The 19,017-nt window shown below is 69.3% G+C and carries 17 protein-coding genes; 3 read left to right on the top strand and 14 right to left on the bottom strand.

Going from position 1 to position 19,017, the window contains the following annotated elements; all coding sequences use genetic code 11:
* From cydD to HWD93_RS16745, 8 genes are all read right to left on the bottom strand, one after another.
* The coding region (gene cydD, locus HWD93_RS16780; RefSeq protein WP_261647429.1) for a thiol reductant ABC exporter subunit CydD at window positions 1–1,499 on the bottom strand (1,499 nt) is incomplete at its 3' end.
* Window positions 1,500–1,508: 9 nt separating this feature from the next.
* On the bottom strand, window positions 1,509–2,513 hold the full coding sequence (gene cydB, locus HWD93_RS16775) for a cytochrome d ubiquinol oxidase subunit II (RefSeq protein ID WP_070418676.1): 1,005 nt from the start codon (window positions 2,511–2,513) through the stop codon (window positions 1,509–1,511).
* A complete protein-coding gene (locus HWD93_RS16770) occupies window positions 2,513–3,925 on the bottom strand; it encodes a cytochrome ubiquinol oxidase subunit I (protein WP_070418675.1) in 1,413 nt (470 codons plus the stop codon). Before HWD93_RS16770 ends, cydB begins: the two co-directional genes overlap by 1 nt.
* 268 nt (window positions 3,926–4,193) lie before the next feature.
* Entirely contained in the window at window positions 4,194–5,129 is a 936-nt protein-coding gene (locus HWD93_RS16765; protein WP_261647428.1) for an ABC transporter substrate-binding protein, read from the bottom strand.
* Complete coding sequence (locus tag HWD93_RS16760; protein ID WP_261647427.1) at window positions 5,126–5,866, bottom strand: ABC transporter permease; 741 nt, start codon at window positions 5,864–5,866, stop codon at window positions 5,126–5,128. Before HWD93_RS16760 ends, HWD93_RS16765 begins: the two co-directional genes overlap by 4 nt.
* The gene (locus tag HWD93_RS16755) at window positions 5,863–6,585 is read right to left on the bottom strand and encodes an ABC transporter permease (RefSeq protein ID WP_070418672.1); all 723 of its coding nucleotides are present in this window, start codon (window positions 6,583–6,585) and stop codon (window positions 5,863–5,865) included. The genes HWD93_RS16760 and HWD93_RS16755 overlap by 4 nt, the downstream gene beginning before the upstream one ends.
* Window positions 6,582–7,451: an ABC transporter ATP-binding protein gene (locus tag HWD93_RS16750; protein ID WP_070418671.1), complete on the bottom strand. Its 870-nt coding sequence runs from the start codon at window positions 7,449–7,451 to the stop codon at window positions 6,582–6,584. Before HWD93_RS16750 ends, HWD93_RS16755 begins: the two co-directional genes overlap by 4 nt.
* 179 nt (window positions 7,452–7,630) lie before the next feature.
* Complete coding sequence (locus tag HWD93_RS16745; protein WP_175496097.1) at window positions 7,631–8,278, bottom strand: TetR/AcrR family transcriptional regulator; 648 nt, start codon at window positions 8,276–8,278, stop codon at window positions 7,631–7,633.
* A 145-nt stretch (window positions 8,279–8,423) separates the two neighbouring features.
* On the opposite strand from HWD93_RS16745, the gene HWD93_RS16740 reads away from it, so the two are divergent.
* Entirely contained in the window at window positions 8,424–9,488 is a 1,065-nt protein-coding gene (locus tag HWD93_RS16740) for an App1 family protein (RefSeq protein WP_071294809.1), read from the top strand.
* A gap of 55 nt (window positions 9,489–9,543) precedes the next feature.
* Window positions 9,544–11,433 (top strand): glycoside hydrolase family 15 protein, encoded by a 1,890-nt coding sequence (locus HWD93_RS16735; protein WP_071294808.1) that lies wholly within the window; start codon window positions 9,544–9,546, stop codon window positions 11,431–11,433.
* Window positions 11,434–11,535: 102 nt separating this feature from the next.
* On the opposite strand, the gene HWD93_RS16730 is transcribed toward HWD93_RS16735, so the two are convergent.
* The 6 genes from HWD93_RS16730 to HWD93_RS16705 form a co-directional block, all read right to left on the bottom strand.
* A complete protein-coding gene (locus tag HWD93_RS16730; RefSeq protein ID WP_070418667.1) occupies window positions 11,536–12,915 on the bottom strand; it encodes a glucose-6-phosphate dehydrogenase in 1,380 nt (459 codons plus the stop codon).
* 199 nt (window positions 12,916–13,114) lie between these two features.
* Window positions 13,115–13,531: a cytochrome c oxidase subunit 4 gene (locus HWD93_RS16725; RefSeq protein ID WP_070418666.1), complete on the bottom strand. Its 417-nt coding sequence runs from the start codon at window positions 13,529–13,531 to the stop codon at window positions 13,115–13,117.
* Between the two features lie 4 nt (window positions 13,532–13,535).
* Window positions 13,536–15,275: a cytochrome c oxidase subunit I gene (gene ctaD, locus HWD93_RS16720; RefSeq protein WP_070418665.1), complete on the bottom strand. Its 1,740-nt coding sequence runs from the start codon at window positions 15,273–15,275 to the stop codon at window positions 13,536–13,538.
* A 12-nt stretch (window positions 15,276–15,287) separates the two neighbouring features.
* Complete coding sequence (coxB, locus tag HWD93_RS16715) at window positions 15,288–16,190, bottom strand: cytochrome c oxidase subunit II (protein ID WP_071294807.1); 903 nt, start codon at window positions 16,188–16,190, stop codon at window positions 15,288–15,290.
* 257 nt (window positions 16,191–16,447) lie between these two features.
* Window positions 16,448–16,822, bottom strand: coding sequence for an iron-sulfur cluster assembly accessory protein (locus HWD93_RS16710; RefSeq protein ID WP_092387612.1), 375 nt, complete (start codon window positions 16,820–16,822; stop codon window positions 16,448–16,450).
* Between the two features lie 58 nt (window positions 16,823–16,880).
* Window positions 16,881–18,308: a dipeptidase gene (locus tag HWD93_RS16705; protein ID WP_261647426.1), complete on the bottom strand. Its 1,428-nt coding sequence runs from the start codon at window positions 18,306–18,308 to the stop codon at window positions 16,881–16,883.
* A gap of 53 nt (window positions 18,309–18,361) precedes the next feature.
* Here HWD93_RS16705 and HWD93_RS16700 point away from each other — a divergent pair, with 53 nt between their 5' ends.
* The gene (locus tag HWD93_RS16700) at window positions 18,362–18,937 is read left to right on the top strand and encodes a DUF3043 domain-containing protein (RefSeq protein WP_070418662.1); all 576 of its coding nucleotides are present in this window, start codon (window positions 18,362–18,364) and stop codon (window positions 18,935–18,937) included.
* Window positions 18,938–19,017: the final 80 nt, after the last annotated feature.

Raw genomic sequence — 19,017 nt, 5'->3', positions numbered from 1 at the left:
ACGTGCGCCTCGGCGTCGGCGTCCAGCGCGGAGGTCGGCTCGTCGAGCAGCACGAGCTGCGTCCCCGTCCGCCGCGCGCGGTAGAGGGCGCGCGCCACCGCGACGCGCTGTGCCTGGCCGCCGGACAGGCCGCTGCCGCCGGAACCGACCTGGAGGCGCGGGTCGAGTCCCAGGCCCGCCTCGCCCAGGGCGGTGCGGACCGCTGGCTCGTCGGGGGTCGCGCTGAGCGCGACGTTCTCGGCGATCGTGCCGCGGACGAGTCGCGGCCGTTGGTCGGCCCAGGTCGTGCGCTTGGCGACCGTGCTGCCGTCGGGGCCCGGCACGGTCACCGTGCCGTCGTGGGGCAGGGCACCGCGGACCGCGGCGATGAGACTGGACTTGCCGGAGCCGCTCGGGCCGGCCAGGACGACGACCGTGCCCGGTCCGGCGTGGAGGTCGAGCGGACCGATCACGACGTCGGGACGGCGCACGGTGAGTCGGTCCAGCACCAGGTGCTCGGCAGCGGGGACGGCTCCGGGACGCGCCGCGGGCGCCGTGGTGTCGTCGAGGACGTCGAGCACGGCGGTCGAGGCCTCGACGCCGTCCTGTGCCGCGTGGAAGTCGGCGCCGACCTGGCGGATCGGGGCGAAGGCCTCCGGAGCGAGGACGAGCACGAACATCGCGGCGCCGAGCCCGAGCGAGCCGTCGACGAGTCGGATGCCGATCGACACCGCGACGAGCGCGACGGACAGGCTCGCGGCGAGCTCGAGCGCGAACCCGCTCACGAACGACAGCCGCAGGACCCCGACTGTGCCACGGCGGTACTCGTCGGTGACGGTGCCGATGCGTCCGACCTGGCGCCGCGCACGGCCGAAGACCTTGAGGGTCGCCAGCCCCTCGACCGCCTCGGTGAAGGCACCGCCGAGCTTCGCGAGCGCGTCCGACTGCTTCCGCTGGAGCGCCTGCGTCGCGAGGCCGATGAGGATCATGAACACCGGGATCACCGGAAGGGCGCAGAGCACGATCAGGCCGCTGGTCAGGTCGCCGAGCCCGATCGCGACGACGAGCATCGGCGTGGCGATCGCGGTGAGGGCCAGCTGCGGCAGGTACCGGCCGAAGTAGGCGTCGAGGGCGTCCAGCCCGGGGCCGAGCGTGGTCGCGAAGGCCGCACTCGAGCGCTCGGCGAGCCACGACGGTCCGCGCTCGGCCGCCCGGGCCAGGACGGTCGCGCGCAGCTCGCTCTTCACCTTCGCCGCCGCACGTGCGGCGAGGTCGTCGGTGGCCCAGGCGGCCACGGCCCGGACGACGAACGCCGCGCCGAGGAGCGCGAGCGCCGGGGTGAACGCGTCCGGGACGGTGCCGTCACGGACGGCGTCCACGCCGAGGGTCACCGCCGCGGCGATCCCCCACGCGATCGCGATGGTCGCGAGCGTGCGGAGGACACCGGTGCCGGCGGCCGCGACGATGAAGCCACGGGCCGTCCGCGACAGCCGCAGCAGGCGCGGGTCGAGCGGCTTCACCGTCGCCGCCTAGTGCGCGGCCTGGGTCACGTGGGCCCGGGACACGCGCTTGCGGAAGATCCAGTACGTCCACGCCTGGTAGGCGAACACGAGGGGCACGAAGATCAGTGCCACCCAGCTCATCACCGTGAGCGTGTACGAGCCGCTCGAGGCGTTGTAGACGTTCAGGCTGTTCGCCGGGTCGTTCGTCGCGGGCATGACGTCCGGGAAGATCGCGGTGAACATCGCCAGGACGATCGCGGCGATGGTGACCGCCATGAGCGTGAACGCGCGGCCCTCCTTGCCCCAGGCGGTGCAGAGCACCGCGAGGACCAGGGCGAGCGCGGCGACGACGGACAGGACGATCGACGTCGGGGTGGACCGCACGAAGGCCATCCAGACCAGGAACGCTGCGCCGACGACGATCGTCAGCACGCCCGCCCGGGTCGCGAGGCGCTTCGCACGCGCACGGATCTCACCCTCGGTCTTCAGCGCGACGAAGACGACGCCGTGCGTGAAGAACACCAGCAGCGTCGCCACGCCGGTGAGCAGCGCGAAGGGGTTGAGCAGATCGAACACCGTGCCGGTGTAGTTGTGGCCGGCGTCCATCGGGATGCCCCGGACCACGTTGCCGAACGCGACGCCCCAGAGGAACGACGGCACCGCGCTGCCGACGATGATCATCAGGTCGAACCGGCGCTTCCACTCGAGGTGCTTGTTCTGGTGCCGGTACTCGAACGAGACGCCGCGGGCGATGAGCGCCGCGAGGATGAGCAGGAGCGCCAGGTAGAACCCGGAGAACATCGTGGCGTACCACTCGGGGAACGCCGCGAACAGGCAGGCGCCCGCGACGATGACCCAGGTCTCGTTGAGGTCCCACACCGGGCCGATCGTGTTGATCAGGACCCGACGGTCGGTGTCGTCCTTGCCGAGGAACGGCAGGGACATGCCGACACCGAAGTCGAAGCCGTCGAGGACGAAGTAGCCGACGAAGAAGACGCCGACGATCGCGAACCAAAGAACGGGGAGATCCATCAGTAGACCGTCACTTCGTGCTTGACCTCGCCGGTCTCCTCGTCGACCTCCGCCGGGGCGGCGGGGCCCTCTTGCGCGACCTTCTTGATGAGCCGGAACTCGACCACCGCCAGGGAGCCGTAGATGAGCGTGAAGACGATGAGCGAGATGAGGACCTCGACCCCGGTGACGTTCGGCGAGACGCCGTCGCTCGTCTTGAGCAACCCGAACACGAGCCACGGCTGGCGGCCCATCTCGGTGAAGATCCAGCCGACGATCATCGCGGCCATCGGCAGCGGGACGGTCCAGGTGGCGATGCGCCAGACCCACCGCTGGGTCGGGAACCGTCCCTTGCGGGTCAGCCAGAGCCCGACGAGCGAGACCAGCACCGCGCCGACACCGAGCGCGATCATCCAGCGGAACGACCAGTAGGTCACCCAGATGATCGGCTTGTAGTCGCCGGGGCCGTAGACCTGCGAGTACTGCGCCTGCAGGTCGTTGATGCCCTCGACCGTGCCGTTGAAGGTGTGCGTCGACAGGAACGAGAGCAGGTACGGCACACGGATCGAGAACAGCTCGTGCACGCCGTCCGGGGTGCCGAGCGTGAAGATCGAGAACGAGGCGTCCTTGCCGGTGGCGGTGTTGTACAGTGCCTCGGCAGCGGCCATCTTCATCGGCTGGGTGTCGACCATCGTGAGGCCGAGCTGGTCGCCGGTGAGCACCGTGAGCGCCCCCGCGGCCAGCATCGTCCACATGCCGAACTTCAGCGCCGGCATCATCGTCTCGAGGTTCTGGTTGCGCGCCAGGTGGTACGCGGCGACCGAGATGATCACCGCGGCGGCGACCATGAAGCACGCGAAGAGGGTGTGCGGGAAGGCGGCCAGCGCGACCTTGTTGCCGAGCACGGCCCAGATGTCCGTGAGCTCCGCACGCCCCTTGGCCTCGTTCATGGAGAAGCCGACCGGGTGCTGCATGAACGCGTTCGCGGCGATGATGAAGTACGCCGACATGATCGTGCCGGCGCTGACGCACCAGATGCTCGCGAGGTGCAGGCCCTTCGGCAGGCGGTCCCACCCGAAGATCCAGATGCCGATGAACGCGGCCTCGAAGAAGAACGCGAGGATGCCCTCGAGCGCGAGCGGGGCGCCGAACACGTCACCGACGAACCGGGAGTAGTTCGACCAGTTCATGCCGAACTGGAACTCCTGCACGATCCCCGTCACGACGCCCATCGCGAAGTTGATGAGGAAGATCCGCCCGAAGAACCGGGTCAGCTGGAGGTAGTGCGCGCGCCCCGTCCGGTACCAGGCCGTCTGGAACACGGCCACGACGACGGCCATGCCGATCGTCAACGGGACGAAGAGGAAGTGGTAGATCGTCGTCAGACCGAACTGCCACCGCGACAGGAGGAGCGGATCGAGGATGTCGTTCATGCGGCGTTTCCGAGCCGGTTCGCCGCGCGCTGTTGGTGCACGTCAGTTGCTTCCTGTGGAGGGGAACTTCTGCTGTCACAACCGTTGGGACACGAACACGTTACCTCGCGGACACATGGTTCGACAAGTTGTAGAACCCTCAGTGCACGGATGTGCAGCGGGATTGCACGGCACAACCGTGCGGAACAACGGTGCGGGTACCTGATCCCGGAACGACGACAGGTGCCGGGCAGTTGCCCGACACCTGTCGTTCAGTGCTGGTTGAGTGCTACAGCAGGTCGTTGTCCTGCAGGAACGCCTTGGCGACCGAGGCCGCCGACTTCTGGTCGACCGAGTTCTGACGGTTGAGCTCGATGAGCGCGTCGGTCGTGAGGAGCTTGTTCACCTTCTCGATGGCGTCCGCGGCCTTCGAGTCGAGGTCCTTCGACACGATCGGGGTCACGTTGTTCGCCGGCACGAGGTGCTCCGGGTCCTCGAGCGTGACGAGCTTCTCGGTCTTGATCGAGGCGCTGGCGGAGTAGATGTCCGCGACCTGCGAGTCACCGTCCTGGATCGCCTTGATCGTGAGCGGGCCGCCGGAGTCATTCTGCTGGTTGACCTCGCCGGTGATGCCGTACTTCTCCTTGAGGCCCTTCGGACCGTAGGCGGCGGTGGCGAACTCCGGGTTGGCGGCGATCGAGATCGTCCCGCCGATCTTCGAGAGGTCGGCGATGGACTTCAAGCCGTACTTGTCCGCCGTCGCCTGGGTCACCGTGTAGGTGTCGGCGTCCGAGGCGTCGGCCGACGGGAGCGCCTTGACGTCCGACGGCAGGGCCGACTTCAGCGCGGTGTTGATGCCGTCCGTCGTCGTCTCGGTCGTGGTGGACTTGCCGTCCTCCTGCAGGAGGTAGTTGAGCAGGTTGCCGTTGTACTCCGGGAAGACGTTGATGCTCCCCTTCGCGACCTCGGGCCAGTACGCCTTGCGCTGACCGATGTTGAGCTTCTTGGTGACGGTGAAGCCCTCGTGCTCGAGCTCCTGCGCGTAGAGCTCGGCGATGATCTCGTTCGACGGGTACGCCTGCGAGCCGACGACGATGGTCTTGGAGTCCCCACCGCCGGAGCCGGAGGAGAGCGGGTCGCTCGACGAGCAGCCCGCGAGGGCGATGGCGGCCGCGGCCGCGACGGCGATCGTCGCGGCGAGACGCCGGGTCGTTGCTGTGATCACGGGTGGGTTCCTTCCACAGGGGTTGATGCTCGTGGTGCTGAGCTGCGGGTGCTCCGACGCGACAGACGCGCCGACCCGGCGGAGACACCCGCGGGGACGGCGAGCCGCTGCAGCGCGGCGAAGACGATCTCGAACGCGATGGCGACGGCGATCACCAGGAGGGAACCGCCGAGCACCTCCGCGTAGTCCGAGTTGGCGATGCCGGAGAAGGCGTAGCCGCCGAGTCCGCCGGCGTTGATGTAGCCGACGAGGGTCGCGGTGGCGACGACCTGCAGCACGGCGGCACGGATGCCGCCGACGATGAGCGGCAGGGCGAGCGGGATCTCGACCTTGCCGAGGATCTGCCACCCGGTCATGCCCTGCGCCTTGGCGGCGTCGATCACGACACGGTCGATCGCCTCGACGCCGGAGTACGCGCCGGCGAGCACCGACGGGATCGCGAGGATCACGAGTGCGATGAGCGGCGCCCCGAGTCCGAGGCCGATCGAGAGTGCGAGCAGCGTCAGGACGCCGAGCGTCGGCAGCGCACGGATGCCGCCCGAGACGCCCACCGCGATCGAGCGTCCCTTGCCGGTGTGCCCGATCAGCAGGCCGACCGGCACGGCGATCGCGACGGCGATGGCGACCGTGAGCAACGTGATCCACACGTGCTCCCAGAGTCGGATTCCGACGGCGTCGGACCCGACGTTGTTCGCCGGGTCGAAGATCCAGGCGATGCCCTGGGCGAAGAGGTTCATGCGGACACCTCGTTCGCTCGGACGTCGTCAGCGGCGCGGCGTCGGACGGCACGGGCGTTGCGGCCGCTCCCCCGTGTCCACGGCATCGCGAGCCGCCCCACGGCCACGAGCAGCGCGTCGAACACGAGCGCGAGCACGATGGTCAGGACGATGCCCGTGAGGATCTCGGCGCTGATGCCGCGCTTGAGGCCGTCGGTGAGCAGGAACCCGAGGTTCGGCACGCCGATGAGCGCGCCGACCGTGATGAGGCTGATCGTGGACACCGACACCACCCGGATGCCCGCGAGGAGGACCGGACCGGCGAGCGGCAGCTCCACCTTGAAGAACCGCTGCGCGGGCGAGTACCCGAGCGCCTCGGACGCCCCCACGACGTCCTGGTCGACCGCGTCGATGGCGTCGGCGGCGGACCGGGCCATCAGGGCCACGCCGAAGATGGTCATCGCGATCACGACGTTCACCGGGTCGAGGGTGCTCGTGCCGATGATCGCGGGCAGCACCAGGAAGAGGGGCAGCGCCGGGATCGTGTAGAAGAGGCTCGCGACGACGACGATCGTCGAGGCCGTCCCCCGGGCCACACCGTTGCGCTTCCGCAGGCGCGACACGAGCAGGCCGATCGGGACGGACAGCAGGAAGCTGATGACGATCGGCGGGATCGCCAGCCAGACGTGCGCGATCAGGTTGTCGCTGATCGTGTCCGTGTTGCCGAGGACCCAGTTCACGCGTCGCCCCGCTGCTCCTGGGGCACTGCCTCGGCCGCGTCCACGACCTGCACCGGACCGGTGAGCACACCGGCGGCGCGCCCCTCGCCGTCGACGACGATCGGCCCCGTCGGCGTCTGCTCGACGCGGAGCGCGCGCCGGCCGCGACCGGCGCCGATGAAGTTCGCCACGAAGTCGTCGGCGGGCTCGGCGAGGATCTCGGCGGGGGTGCCGAGCTGGGCGATCTCGCCGCCCTTCTTGAGGATGACGACCTGGTCGCCGAGCTTGAAGGCCTCGTCGATGTCGTGCGTGACGAAGACCACGGTCTTGCCGAGCTCGCGCTGGAGCCGGATGAGCTCGTCCTGCAGGTCGTTCCGCACGAGCGGGTCGACGGCACCGAAGGGCTCGTCCATGAGCAGGATGTTCGGGTCGACCGCGAGTCCGCGGGCGACGCCGACGCGCTGCTGCTGTCCGCCGGAGAGCTGCGAGGGGTACCGGTTCGCGAAGGCACGGTCGAGCCCGACCGTGTCCATGAGCTCGAGGGCACGCTGGCGCGCGTCGGCCTTCGGGACCCCCGTCAGCAGCGGCACCGTGGCGATGTTGTCGACGACCTTGCGGTGCGGCAGCAGCCCGGCGTTCTGCATCACGTAGCCGATGCTGCGGCGGAGCTTGACCGGGTCGACGCCCGCGACGTCCTCCCCGTCGATCTCGACGGCACCTGCGCTGGGGTCGACCATGCGGTTGATCATCCGGAGCAGCGTGGTCTTGCCGCAGCCGCTCGACCCGACGAAGACCGTCGTGGTCCTCGAGGGGATGACGAGGCTGAAGTCGTCGACCGCGTTGGTGCCGTCCGGGTAGGTCTTGCGCACCGAGCGGAACTCGATCATGGGTGCCCTTCTGTTCGGAGGTAGCCCGACTCCGAGTGAGAGTACCCGTCGGGTGTGACACCCGTTCAGCCGTGACGACGTGTGTCGTGTCCCGGACAGCGCGTGCGCAGCGTCCGGACGCGACGACGCCCGTCTCTCCTGTTCGGAGGACGGGCGTCGTCGGATTGCCGCTCGGCGTGTCAGGAGGCCGCGATCACCGCTTCGAGGTGCCCGCGGCTCATCGCCCGGTACTCCTCGATCAGCGCGGTCTCGGGGTTCGCCGGGTCACGGTGCGCCCGCGCGAGGACGGCGTGCGACGACTCGGCGAGGACCACCCAGGTCCGCTCGATGCGCTCCCCCGTCGGCACGCCGAACCGCTCGTGCATGATGTGGGCGACGGCACTCCCCAGTGCCGCCATCCGGTCCTCGGCGTCGCCCGTGCCGGTGTCCGCCGCGTCGCCGAAGCGGATCGCCCGGAACCCCGGCTCGGTGCGGTACATCTCGGCGGTGACGTCGATGAGCGCGTCGCAGGCGGCCTGCCAGGTCGTCGCCTCGCTGGTGTCGAGGGCGGTGATGAACCGCTCGGCCAGGCGCTGGGTGCTCCGGATCGCGAGTGCCTCGACCACGGCGATGCGGTCCGGGAAGTAGCGGTAGACGGTGCCGATGGACGCCCCCGCCCGCTCGGCCACCATCGCGGTCGTCAGGCGCTCGAACCCGATCTCGTCGATCACCGCGGCCGCGGCGTCGAGGAGGCCGGCGAGGCGCGCCGAACTGCGGGCTTGGACCGGCTCGTTCCTGAGCAGTGATGATCCCCCCGGCAGTGCGTTCGATACCTCGGTGACGAGCACGTGTTCTCCTCTTGCGCCGACAGCGCGACTCATGTGGGTGTGACGGTCACAACTGTCGCAGAGACCGGCTGGAATATCGCTGCGACTCTCCCAGTACACGTGTGAGGTCGTACGTGTGCCAGGTCGGACGTGGAATGATGGGGCGATGCCCGACCCGACGCCCCACGAGCCGTCGTTGGCCGAGCCGATCCTCCACCGGGCGGCCCGCATCGAGGACGCCGTCCAGGAGTTCCGCGAGCACCGGGCGCGCCGCCGGGGGCTGGTGCCGACCGTCATCCCGTACACCGGCTACGGCGCACCCGGGTGGGTCCGCGTCCTCTGCCGGGTCCTCCTCACGCGTCGGGGTCTCGCATCCGACGCCTCCTTCTACGGTGTGCGCGGCTGGCGGAGCTTCACGAGCGTCGCGGTCGACGACGCCGAGGTCACGATCACCGCCGGCGGGACCTCGCACGTGGTGCAGTCCGACCGCGGCGGCGTGGTCGACACCATCGTGCCGATCGACCTCGAGCCGGGCTGGCGCACCATCAAGCTGTCCGCCGGGGGCATGCGCGACGTCGAGGCCGACGTCTTCATCGTGCACCCGGACACGCGCTTCGGGCTGCTGTCGGACATCGACGACACCGTCATGGTGACCTCGCTCCCCCGCCCGATGCTCGCGGCCTGGAACTCCTTCGTGCTCACGGAGCACGGGCGCCGGCCCGTCCCGGGCATGTCGGTGCTGTACGAACGCGTCCTCGCGCAGCACCCCGGTGCCCCGACGGTCTACCTCTCCACCGGCGCCTGGAACGTCGCGCCGACGCTGCAGCGCTTCCTCAGCCGGAACCTCTACCCCTCCGGCACCCTGCTGCTCACCGACTGGGGTCCCACGCACGACCGGTTCTTCCGCAGCGGCCAGCTCCACAAGCAGCAGAACCTCGAACGACTCGCCCAGGACTTCCCGCACGTGCAGTGGCTCCTCGTCGGCGACGACGGGCAGCACGACGAGTCCCTCTACGGCGAGTTCGCTCGGGCCCACCCCGAGAACGTCGCGGGCGTCGCCATCCGCCAGCTCTCCACGAGCGAGGCCGTCCTCGCCGGTGGGCGGTCCCGCGCCCAGGAACGCTCGCGCGAGTCCTCGGCGCCCTGGGTCTACGCCCCGGACGGCGCCGGCATGTGGTCCGAGCTGGCACGGGTCGGCATCACCCGCGCCGACCCGGACGACCCGGCCTGAGCCATCCTTCAGCAACCACCCCGGCCTCCCGAGGCGGCGGTGGTTGGATCGGCCCATGAGCCCGGCTGACACACCGACCAACCGCATCGAGGACCACGCGCTGATCGGCGACACGTACACCGCCGCGCTCGTCGGGCGCGACGGCACCGTCGACTGGGCGTGCCTGCCCCGCTTCGACAGCCCGTCGACCTTCGCCTCGATCCTCGGCACCGAGGACCACGGGCACTGGACCCTCCGCCCCACGGACCCGGACGCGACCGCGACCCGCCGGTACGACCACGACACGCTCGTGCTCGCGACCGTGTGGACGACGAGCACCGGCGTGGTCGAGGTCACCGAGTTCATGCCGATCGGTGCGCACCGGGCGACGATCGTCCGGCGGGTGCGCGGGCTCCGAGGCAGCGTGGAGCTCCGACAGACGCTGCGCATCCGGTTCGACTACGCCCTCGCACTCCCCTGGGTCCGGCAGATCGGCGGCGACGAGGACCCGGCACTGCTGGCCACGGCGGGACCCGGGTCCGTGATCGTCCGCGGCGTCCGCTTCCGCGCCGATGACCACCGGCACACCGCCACCACCACCGTGCACGACGGCGACGTGCTCGACACCGTCCTCACCTGGTACCCGTCGCACCGCGAGCCGCCGGAGCCCCTCGACGTCGACGAGGCCCTGCACCGCACCGTGCGCTGGTGGCGGGACTGGATGGCCACCGCCCGGACCGAGGGCCGGTACGCCGAGGCGGCCCGCCGGTCGCTCCTCCTGCTCCGTGCGATGACCCACGCCGAGACCGGCGGTGTCGTGGCGGCCGCGACGACCAGCCTGCCCGAGGACCCCGGCGGCGAACGCAACTGGGACTACCGCTATGTCTGGCTCCGCGACGCCTCGCTCGCCCTCGCGTCCCTCATCGCGCACGGGTACCGCGACGAGGCGATGCACTGGCGCGGCTGGCTCCTCCGCGCGATCGCCGGCGACCCCGCCGACGTGCAGATCATGTACGGCATCGCCGGGGAGCGCGAACTCCCCGAACGCGAACTGCCGAACCTGCCCGGGTACGCGGGCTCCACGCCGGTCCGGATCGGCAACGGCGCCTACACGCAGTACCAGGGGGACGTCTTCGGCGAGGTCCTCGCCGCGCTCCACGACGCCCGCGAGCTCGGCGTCGAGGAGAACGCCGACTCGTGGGCACTCCAGCGCGCCCTGCTCGGGTACGTCGAGGAGCACTGGCAGGAGCCCGACAACGGCATCTGGGAGATGCGCGGGCCCCGTCGACACTTCACGCACTCGCGCGCGATGATCTGGGCGGCGTTCGACCGCGGCGTCGCAGCCGTCGAGGAGTTCGGCCTCGAGGGCCCCGTCGACCGCTGGCGGACCCTCCGCGCCGAGGTGCGCGCCGAGATCGAGGAGCACGGGTGGAACGCCGAGCGCGGCAGCTACCGCCAGCACTACGACACCGACGAGGTCGACGCGAGCCTGCTCGTCCTGCCGCAGATCGGCTACGTGAAGCCCGGTGACCCGCGGATGACCGGGACCGTCGCCGCGATCGAGCAGGACCTCCGGACCGGCGACGACGGCCTCGTGCTCCGGTACCGCACATCGTCCGGCTTCGACGGGCTCTCCGGCAGCGAGCACCCGTTCCTCGCGTGTTCCTTCTGGCTCGTCGAGCAGTACGCCGCCTCCGGGCGCGTCGAGGACGCCGAGCGGCTGATGGACGTCCTCGTCGGGTACGCGAACGACGTCGGCATGCTCTCCGAGGAGATCGACGTCGCGACCGGCCACCACATCGGGAACACCCCGCAGGCGCTGTCGCACCTCACGCTCGTGTCCGCCGCGGACGCGATCGCGCGGGCGCGCGGCACGGCGGCCGGCCACCGGACGCGACTCGCCGTGCACGACGGCGGCACCCGGTCGTGGACCGGAGAGGGCGAGCGGGCCGGCACACCCGCCTGACGCGGTGGTCGTGACCGCAGACGGACGGGAGGCGCGGTGCCAGCTGGCACCGCGCCTCCCGTCCGTCGTCACCGCCCGATCAGGGCGTCACCGTCGCGTCCGTCAGGACGAGGACTCCCAGTCCGCCGGGCCGCGCGACCCCGCGCGGTACTCCTCGAGCGGGACCTCGTCCGCCTTCCAGGCGTCGACGACCGGCTCGACGATCTCCCAGCAGCGCTCGGCCACGTCACCGCGGATCGAGAGCAGCGGGTCGTCGTGGAAGATCCCGTTGAGGACCTCGCCGTAGGGGGTGAGCTCGCCGTCCGCGAAGGACGACGACAGGGTGACCTGGCCCATCTCGAACGGGTTGCCACCGCCGTTGGCCGACACCGTCAGCTCGATCTCGTCGGGGTTGAGCACGATGCGGAGCGTGTCCGTCTTCGGCCGACCGGACAGGCCGGAGGGCAGGCGCGTCACGGGCTTGAAGGTGATCAGCACCTCCTTGCGGCTGTTGCCGAGTGCCTTGCCGGAACGGAGCGTGAACGGCACGCCCTTCCAGCGGGCGGTGTCCACCTCGACCGAGATCTCGGCGAGCGTCTCGGTGCCGCGCGACTTGTCGACGCCGTCCTCGTCCTGGTACGACGGCAGTTCCTTGCCGTCGATGGTGCCGGCCGTGTAGACCGCACGACGCGACGCGATCTTCGGGTCGCCGCCCTTGAGCTCGGTCGAACGGAGCACCCGGGCCAGGGACGAGCGGAACTCGACGGCGTCGATGTCTGCCGGGGCGTCCATCGTCACGATGCCGAGGATCTGCAGCAGGTGCGACTGGATCATGTCGACCATCGCGCCGGCCTCGTCGTAGTACTGGGCGCGGTTCTCGAGACCGAGGGTCTCGTCGTAGAAGATGTCGACCTTCTCGATGTTGTCGGCGTTCCAGATCGGCTCGAACAGACGGTTCGCGAAGCGCAGACCGATGATGTTGAGGACCGTGGTGCGACCGAGGAAGTGGTCGGTGCGGTGCACGCGCTCCTCGGGGACGAGCTTGAGGACCGTCTCGTTGAGGGCCTTCGCGCTGGCGACGTCCGTGCCGAAGGGCTTCTCGAACGCGAGGGTCGTGCCCTCGGGCAGCTCGACCTGCTGGAGCGCCTCGCAGATGTCGGAGGCGATCTGCGGCGGGAGCGCGAAGTAGAGGATCGGCTCGGCGTCAGCGTCGGCCGCGGCGAAGAGTGCCTTGAGGTGCTCGGGGTCGGTCGGGTCACCCTGGATGAACTGCGTCGACGCGAGGGTGGCGTCGACCTCCGGGCCCTTCACGTCCTGCGACGCGAAGGACTTCGTGACGACGTCCTTCCACTGCTCCTCGCTGCGGGCGCTGCGGCCCGTGCCGATGAGCTGGACGGGCACCGCTCGACCGCTCTGCAGGAACGTGCCGAGGCCCGGCAGCAGCAGGCGGGAGGCGAGGTCGCCCGTCGCGCCGAAGATGATGAGAGTGCGCTTGTCGGTCACCGGAGGTGACTCCTTTCGCTGTGGTGGGGGTGGTCCGCTTGAGGCCAAGCCGTGGGCGGACCGGTTGATTCCCGGACGAGCAGGTTCGTTCGTGTGTCTGCGTTCCGGAGGTCGTGCTGCGGTTCCGGTGTGGTGCTGGACGCACTTCGGGCGGCACCGGTGTGGTGCCGCCCGAAGTCAGGTGCGCTGGAGGTCCAGGTCAGTGACCGAAGTTGCCGCGGTAGTACTCGTAGACCCAGCCGACGAGGGTGATCGCCACGCAGGCGAGCCCGATCGGGACGATCCACAGCCCGGCTGCGACACCGAGGAAGCAGAGCGCCGTGGCACCCGCGAGCAGGATGGGCCACCACGACCACGGGCTGAAGTGCCCGAGCTCGGCGTCGCCGTCCTCGATGTTGGCGTCGGGGCGGTCCTCGGGGAGGACCCCGCCCTGGGAGGACATGACCTTGCCGAGGTAGAACGCGATGAACGCGGACATGATCCCGGTGAGGCCGATGGCCACCGTGCCGACCCACTCCGGGTGACCGTAGTAGAGCAGCGACCAGATGGTGTACGCGGCGTCCGCGAGGATGAAGAACCCGAAGAGGATCCAGAACAGGTTGGTGTTGGCGCGCATCGCCTTACTTCACCTCGCCCTTCGCGGCGTCGTAGGTCGGAGCGTCGGGGGCGTCCTTGGCCGGACCCACACCGATCGGCACACCCGCTTCGGGGTGGTTGAGGTCGAACGCCGGCGACTCCGAACGGATGCGCGGGATCGACGTGAAGTTGTGCCGCGGCGGCGGGCAGCTGGTCGCCCACTCGAGCGAGCGGCCGTAGCCCCACGGGTCGTTCACGGCGACCTTCGGCGCGTTCCGGGCGGTCACGTAGACGTTGAAGATGAACGGCAGGAACGAGATCGCGAGGATCATCGAGCCGATCGTCGACAGCTGGTTCATCCAGGTGAACCCGTCGTTCGGCAGGTAGGTCGCGTAGCGACGCGGCATGCCGATGACGCCCAGCCAGTGCTGGATGAGGAACGTCGTGTGGAAGCCGATGAACAGGAGCCAGAAGTGGATCTTGCCGAGACGCTCGTTGAGCATCTTGCCCGTCCACTTCGGCCACCAGAAGTAGAAGCCGGAGAACATCGCGAACACGACGGTTCCGAAGACCACGTAGTGGAAGTGCGCGACGACGAAGTACGAGTCGGACACGTGGAAGTCGAGCGGCGGGGACGCCAGGATCACACCGGTGAGACCACCGAACGTGAAGGTGATGAGGAAGCCGACGGCCCAGAGCAGTGGCGTCTCGAACGTGACCGAACCGCGCCACATCGTGCCGACCCAGTTGAAGATCTTCACGCCGGTCGGGACCGCGATGAGCATCGTCATGAGCGAGAACCACGGGAGCAGGACGCCACCGGTGACGTACATGTGGTGCGCCCACACCGTGACCGAGAGGGCCGCGATGGCGATGGTCGCGTAGACGAGGGTCTTGTACCCGAAGATCGGCTTGCGGCTGAACACCGGGAAGACCTCGGAGACGATGCCGAAGAACGGCAGCGCGATGATGTACACCTCGGGGTGGCCGAAGAACCAGAAGAGGTGCTGCCAGAGCAGGGCTCCGCCGTTCGCCGGGTTGAAGATCTGCGCGTCGAACACGCGGTCGAGACCGAGGCCGAACAGCGCGGCGGCGAGGACCGGGAAGGCCATCAGCACGAGCAGCGCGGTCACGAGGGTGTTCCACGTGAAGATCGACATGCGGAACATGGTCAGACCCGGGGCACGCATCGTGATGATCGTGGTGATGAAGTTCACCGCACCGAGGATCGTCGAGAAGCCGGTCATGCCGAGGCCGAAGACCCAGAGGGTGCCACCGAGCCCTGGTGTGAACGTCGTGTCACTCAGTGGCGCGTAGGCGAACCACCCGAACGACGCGGCGCCCTGCGGGGTGAGGAAGCCACCGACGGCGATGAGCGAGCCGAACAGGTAGAGCCAGAAGGCGAAACCGTTCAGACGCGGGAAGGCGACGTCCGGCGCACCGATCTGCAGCGGCATGATCGCGTTCGCGAAGCCCGAGAAGAGCGGGGTCGCGAACATCAGCAGCATGATCGTGCCGTGCATCGTGAAGAGCTGGTTGTACTGCTCCTTCGTCGCGACCACGTGCAGGCCGGGCTCGAAGAGCTGGGCACGGATGACGAGCGCCATCACACCCGCGAGCAGGAAGAAGATGAACGAGGCGATCAGGTACATGTACCCGATGGTCTTGTGGTCCGTGGAGGTGATCCACCGGACGATGATGTTGCCCTTCCGGCCGACCTTCGACGCCTGGAAGTCCAGTGTCGTGGTCCCTGCAGCCGGCTGGCCGACGAGTGACGTGGTCATCTGACGGAGCCCCTACTTGTTGTCGCTCGACGCCGTGACGGGCGTCTTGTCGTTGGGTTCGTTCGTGTTGGTGTTGTACTCGTTGCCGAGCAGACCGACCTTGCCCTGCTCCTCGAGCGAGTCGAGGTACTTCTGGTACTCGGCCGGGGTGACGACCTTCACCTGGAAGAGCATGAGCGAGTGGTACTCACCGCACAGCTCCGCGCACTTGCCCTGGTAGGTACCGAGCTTCTGCGGGATGAAGTACTCGTCGTTCTGCTTGCCCGGGAGCATGTCCTTCTTGTAGAGGAAGTCGATGATCCAGAACGAGTGGTCGACGTCGCGGGACGAGAGCTCGATGTGGACCTTCTTGCCCTTGGGCAGGTAGAGGGTCGGGAGCTGCGACTCGTCGATCGCGCCGTTGGCGTTCTCTTCTTCCTGAGCCTGGATGCCCTGGTAGTAGACGCTCTTGGACTTGTCGTCCTCGTTGATGTAGTTGAAGTCCCACGCCCAGCGCTTGCCGTAGACGTGGATCGTCGCGTCGGCGTTCTTGAACGGCTGCTCGATCGCGGCCTGGTCCTTGGCGGTGAAGGCGAAGAAGCCGAGCACGAGGATCAGCGGCACGATCGTGTAGAAGATCTCGAGCGGCATGTTGTAGCGCATCTGCACCGGCAGGCCGGTCTGGCCCTTGCGGCGGCGGTAGACGATCGCTGCCCAGATGATGAGGCCCCACACGATCAGACCGACCGCGAGCAGCACGACCCAGCTGGTGGTCCACAGGCCGACGATGCGGCTCGTGTGGTTGGTGACGTCCTTCGTCTCCTCCGTGCCGGGGAGCCATCCGTTCAGCTGCTGCTGCGTGCAACCAGCCAGTGCGATGACCAGACCGACGGCCACCGGGACGGCCGCCCAACGTATACGGCGATTCGAACGCACTGTTACCTCTCGGAAGAACGTGAAACCGGAGCAGGCCGCGACGTGAAGGTCGCGCATGGCTCGCTCCCAGCTTGGTTGGAACACTCCTAGCTTACTCGCAGCTCGGGACCGCTCGCGCACACGCGACACACCTCGGGCCGCGATCCGCACTCCGTCCGGGCGGGTTTTCCCTGGTCGTGCGGGATGCCACGCCCGGGAACGAACGAGCGGGGAGCGACCGTGTCGGTCACTCCCCGCTCGTGTCGGGTCGACGGAGATCAGTGGAAGCTGTCACCGCACGCGCAGCTGCCCTGCGCGTTGGGGTTGTCGATCGTGAAGCCCTGCTTCTGGATGGTGTCCTCGAAGTCGATCGAGGCGCCGTCGAGGTACGGGACGCTCATCTTGTCGACGACGACCTCGACGCCGTCGCCGAACTCGGCCGTGGCGTCGCCGTCGAGCAGGCGCTCGTCGAAGTAGAGCTGGTAGATGAGGCCGGAGCACCCGCCGGGCTGGACGGCGAGGCGCAGGCGGAGGTCGTCGCGGCCTTCCTGTTCGAGGAGGCTCGCCACCTTCGCCGCGGCCGCGTCGCTGAGCAGGACGCCGTGCGACGGCGCCTCGGTCGTCGGTGCGTGGTCGGTGATGGTGTCGCTCATCCGCGCGTCTCCCTCCGTGCGGTGTCGTTCACCGCGCTTGGACTGATTGTAAGCACCGTCAGCCGCGAGTCGCGAGACGCGCGAGCAGGATCGTCTCCGATGCGATGGCGCGGTGCAGGACGCCGAGGTGCTGCGACTCGTTCGGGCTGTGCGCGCGGGTGTCCGGGTCCTCGACGCCGGTCACGAGGATCTGCGCCTCCGGGAACTGGGCGGCGAGGTCCGAGACGAACGGGATCGAGCCGCCGATGCCCTGCTCGACGGGCGACTCGCCCCAGCCCTCGGCCATCGCGGTCCGCGCTTCCCGGACGGCCCAGCCGGCGGTGTCCACGAGGAACCCGTCGCCGGCGTCCGGCTCGCTGATCTCCATCCGGGCGCCGAACGGCACGTGCGCCCGCAGGTGCCGCTCGACCGCGGCGTACGCGTCCGTCGCGGCCTGCCCGGGCGCGACCCGCACCGAGACCCGGGCGGAGACCGTCGGCAGCAGGGTGTTCGACGCGTTCGCGACGCTCGGGACGTCCATGCCCGTCACGGTGATCGACGGCTGGAACCACATCCGCGACAGCACGTCGCCACGGCCGACCGGGCGGACACCCGGGAGCAGTGCCGCGTCGGCGGCGAGCTGCTCCTCGGTGCGCTCGGGCACGTCGGCCTCGTACGAGGAGAGACCCTCGACCGCGACGGCGCCGTCGTCGTCGTGCAGCGAGGCGAGCAAGCGGACCATCGGGATCATGGCGTCCGGCGCCGCTCCCCCGAACATGCCGCTGTGGCTCGCGTGCTCGAGGGTCGTCAGGGTCAGCTTGAAGGTGACGTTGCCGCGCAGGGAGACGGTGATCGACGGGACCTCGGTCGACCAGTTGTCGCTGTCCGCGACGACGATGACGTCGGCCGCGAGGTGCTCCTGCTGCTCGCGGAGGAACGTGCGGAACGACCGGGAGCCGAACTCCTCCTCGCCCTCGATGAACAGGACGACGCCGAGTTCCAGGTCGTCGCCGAACTGCGCGTGCAGCGCACGGAGCGACGCGATGTGGGTCATCACGCCGGCCTTGTCGTCCGAGGCACCGCGGCCGTACAGGCGGTCGCCACGCAGCGTCGGCTCGAAGGGCGGGGTCTCCCAGAGCGCGTCGTCGCCCTGCGGCTGGACGTCGTGGTGGGCGTAGAGCATCACGGTCGGCTTGCCGTTGCGGGCCGGGCGGACCGCGAGGACCGCGGGCTGACCGAGCTCGTGCGGGTCGTCGTCACTGATCGCCGACCGGATGATCTCGACCTGGTCGTCCGCGAAGACGCCGGTGCTCCGGGCCAGGTCCGCCACGGCACGGGCGCTCGCGAGCACGTTCGACTCGTCGTACGCCGACCACGACACCGACGGGATCCGCACCAGGTCGGACAGGTCGGCGATCGTCGAGGGCAGCGATCCCTGCACGTGTTCGCGGAGGGCGTCGAGGAGTGCGGGGTCGGTGGCGGCGGCGTGCTGGTCGGTGTCGGTCATGTCCCGTAATCTAGAGGACGATCCAGCACGCAGACCGCAGTCAGGAACGCATCGTGGCGAAGGCAGCCCCCAAGACCAACACGACCGTCAACCCGTCCGAGGCCGAGCTCCTCGAACAGGGGAAGGGCCGTCCGACGCCGACCCGTCGCGAGCGCGAGGCGGCGAACCGCCGTCCCATCGTCGGCGGCTCCGCCGAGGACAAGAAGGCGGCTCGTGCACGGCTCACGAACGAGCGCGAGAAGGCCCGCGTCGGCATGGCCAACGGCGAGGAGCGCTACCTCCCCGCGAAGGACAAGGGCGAGCAGCGCAAGTTCGTGCGCGACTGGATCGACGCCCGCTGGAACGTCGGCGAGATCATGATGCCGGTGCTCGTGCTGTTCCTCATCGTCGGGTTCGCCGCGTCGCAGACCGTGATCGCGTCGTACTCGCTGCTGCTCGTGTGGGCGTTCGTGGCGCTCTTCGTGCTCGACTGCATCGTGCTCTGGCTGTCGTTCCGCAAGAAGCTGACGGCCAAGTTCGGCTCGATGCAGCGCGGGACGTTCCTCTACATCCTCACGCGGGCGTGGCAGCTGCGCTTCCTGCGCCTGCCGAAGCCGCAGGTCAAGCGCGGGCAGTACCCCACCGTCTGATCGCTCCCCATCGCAGCGCCGTCCGGTCCGCCGGGCGGCGCTGCGTCGTTCCCGGCGCGCGGCCCCCGCCGGCCCCGCCG

The sequence above is a fragment of the Curtobacterium sp. C2H10 genome (assembly GCF_025407985.1).
Classification (GTDB): domain Bacteria; phylum Actinomycetota; class Actinomycetes; order Actinomycetales; family Microbacteriaceae; genus Curtobacterium.
This window is presented reverse-complemented; position numbering and strand designations above follow the sequence as displayed.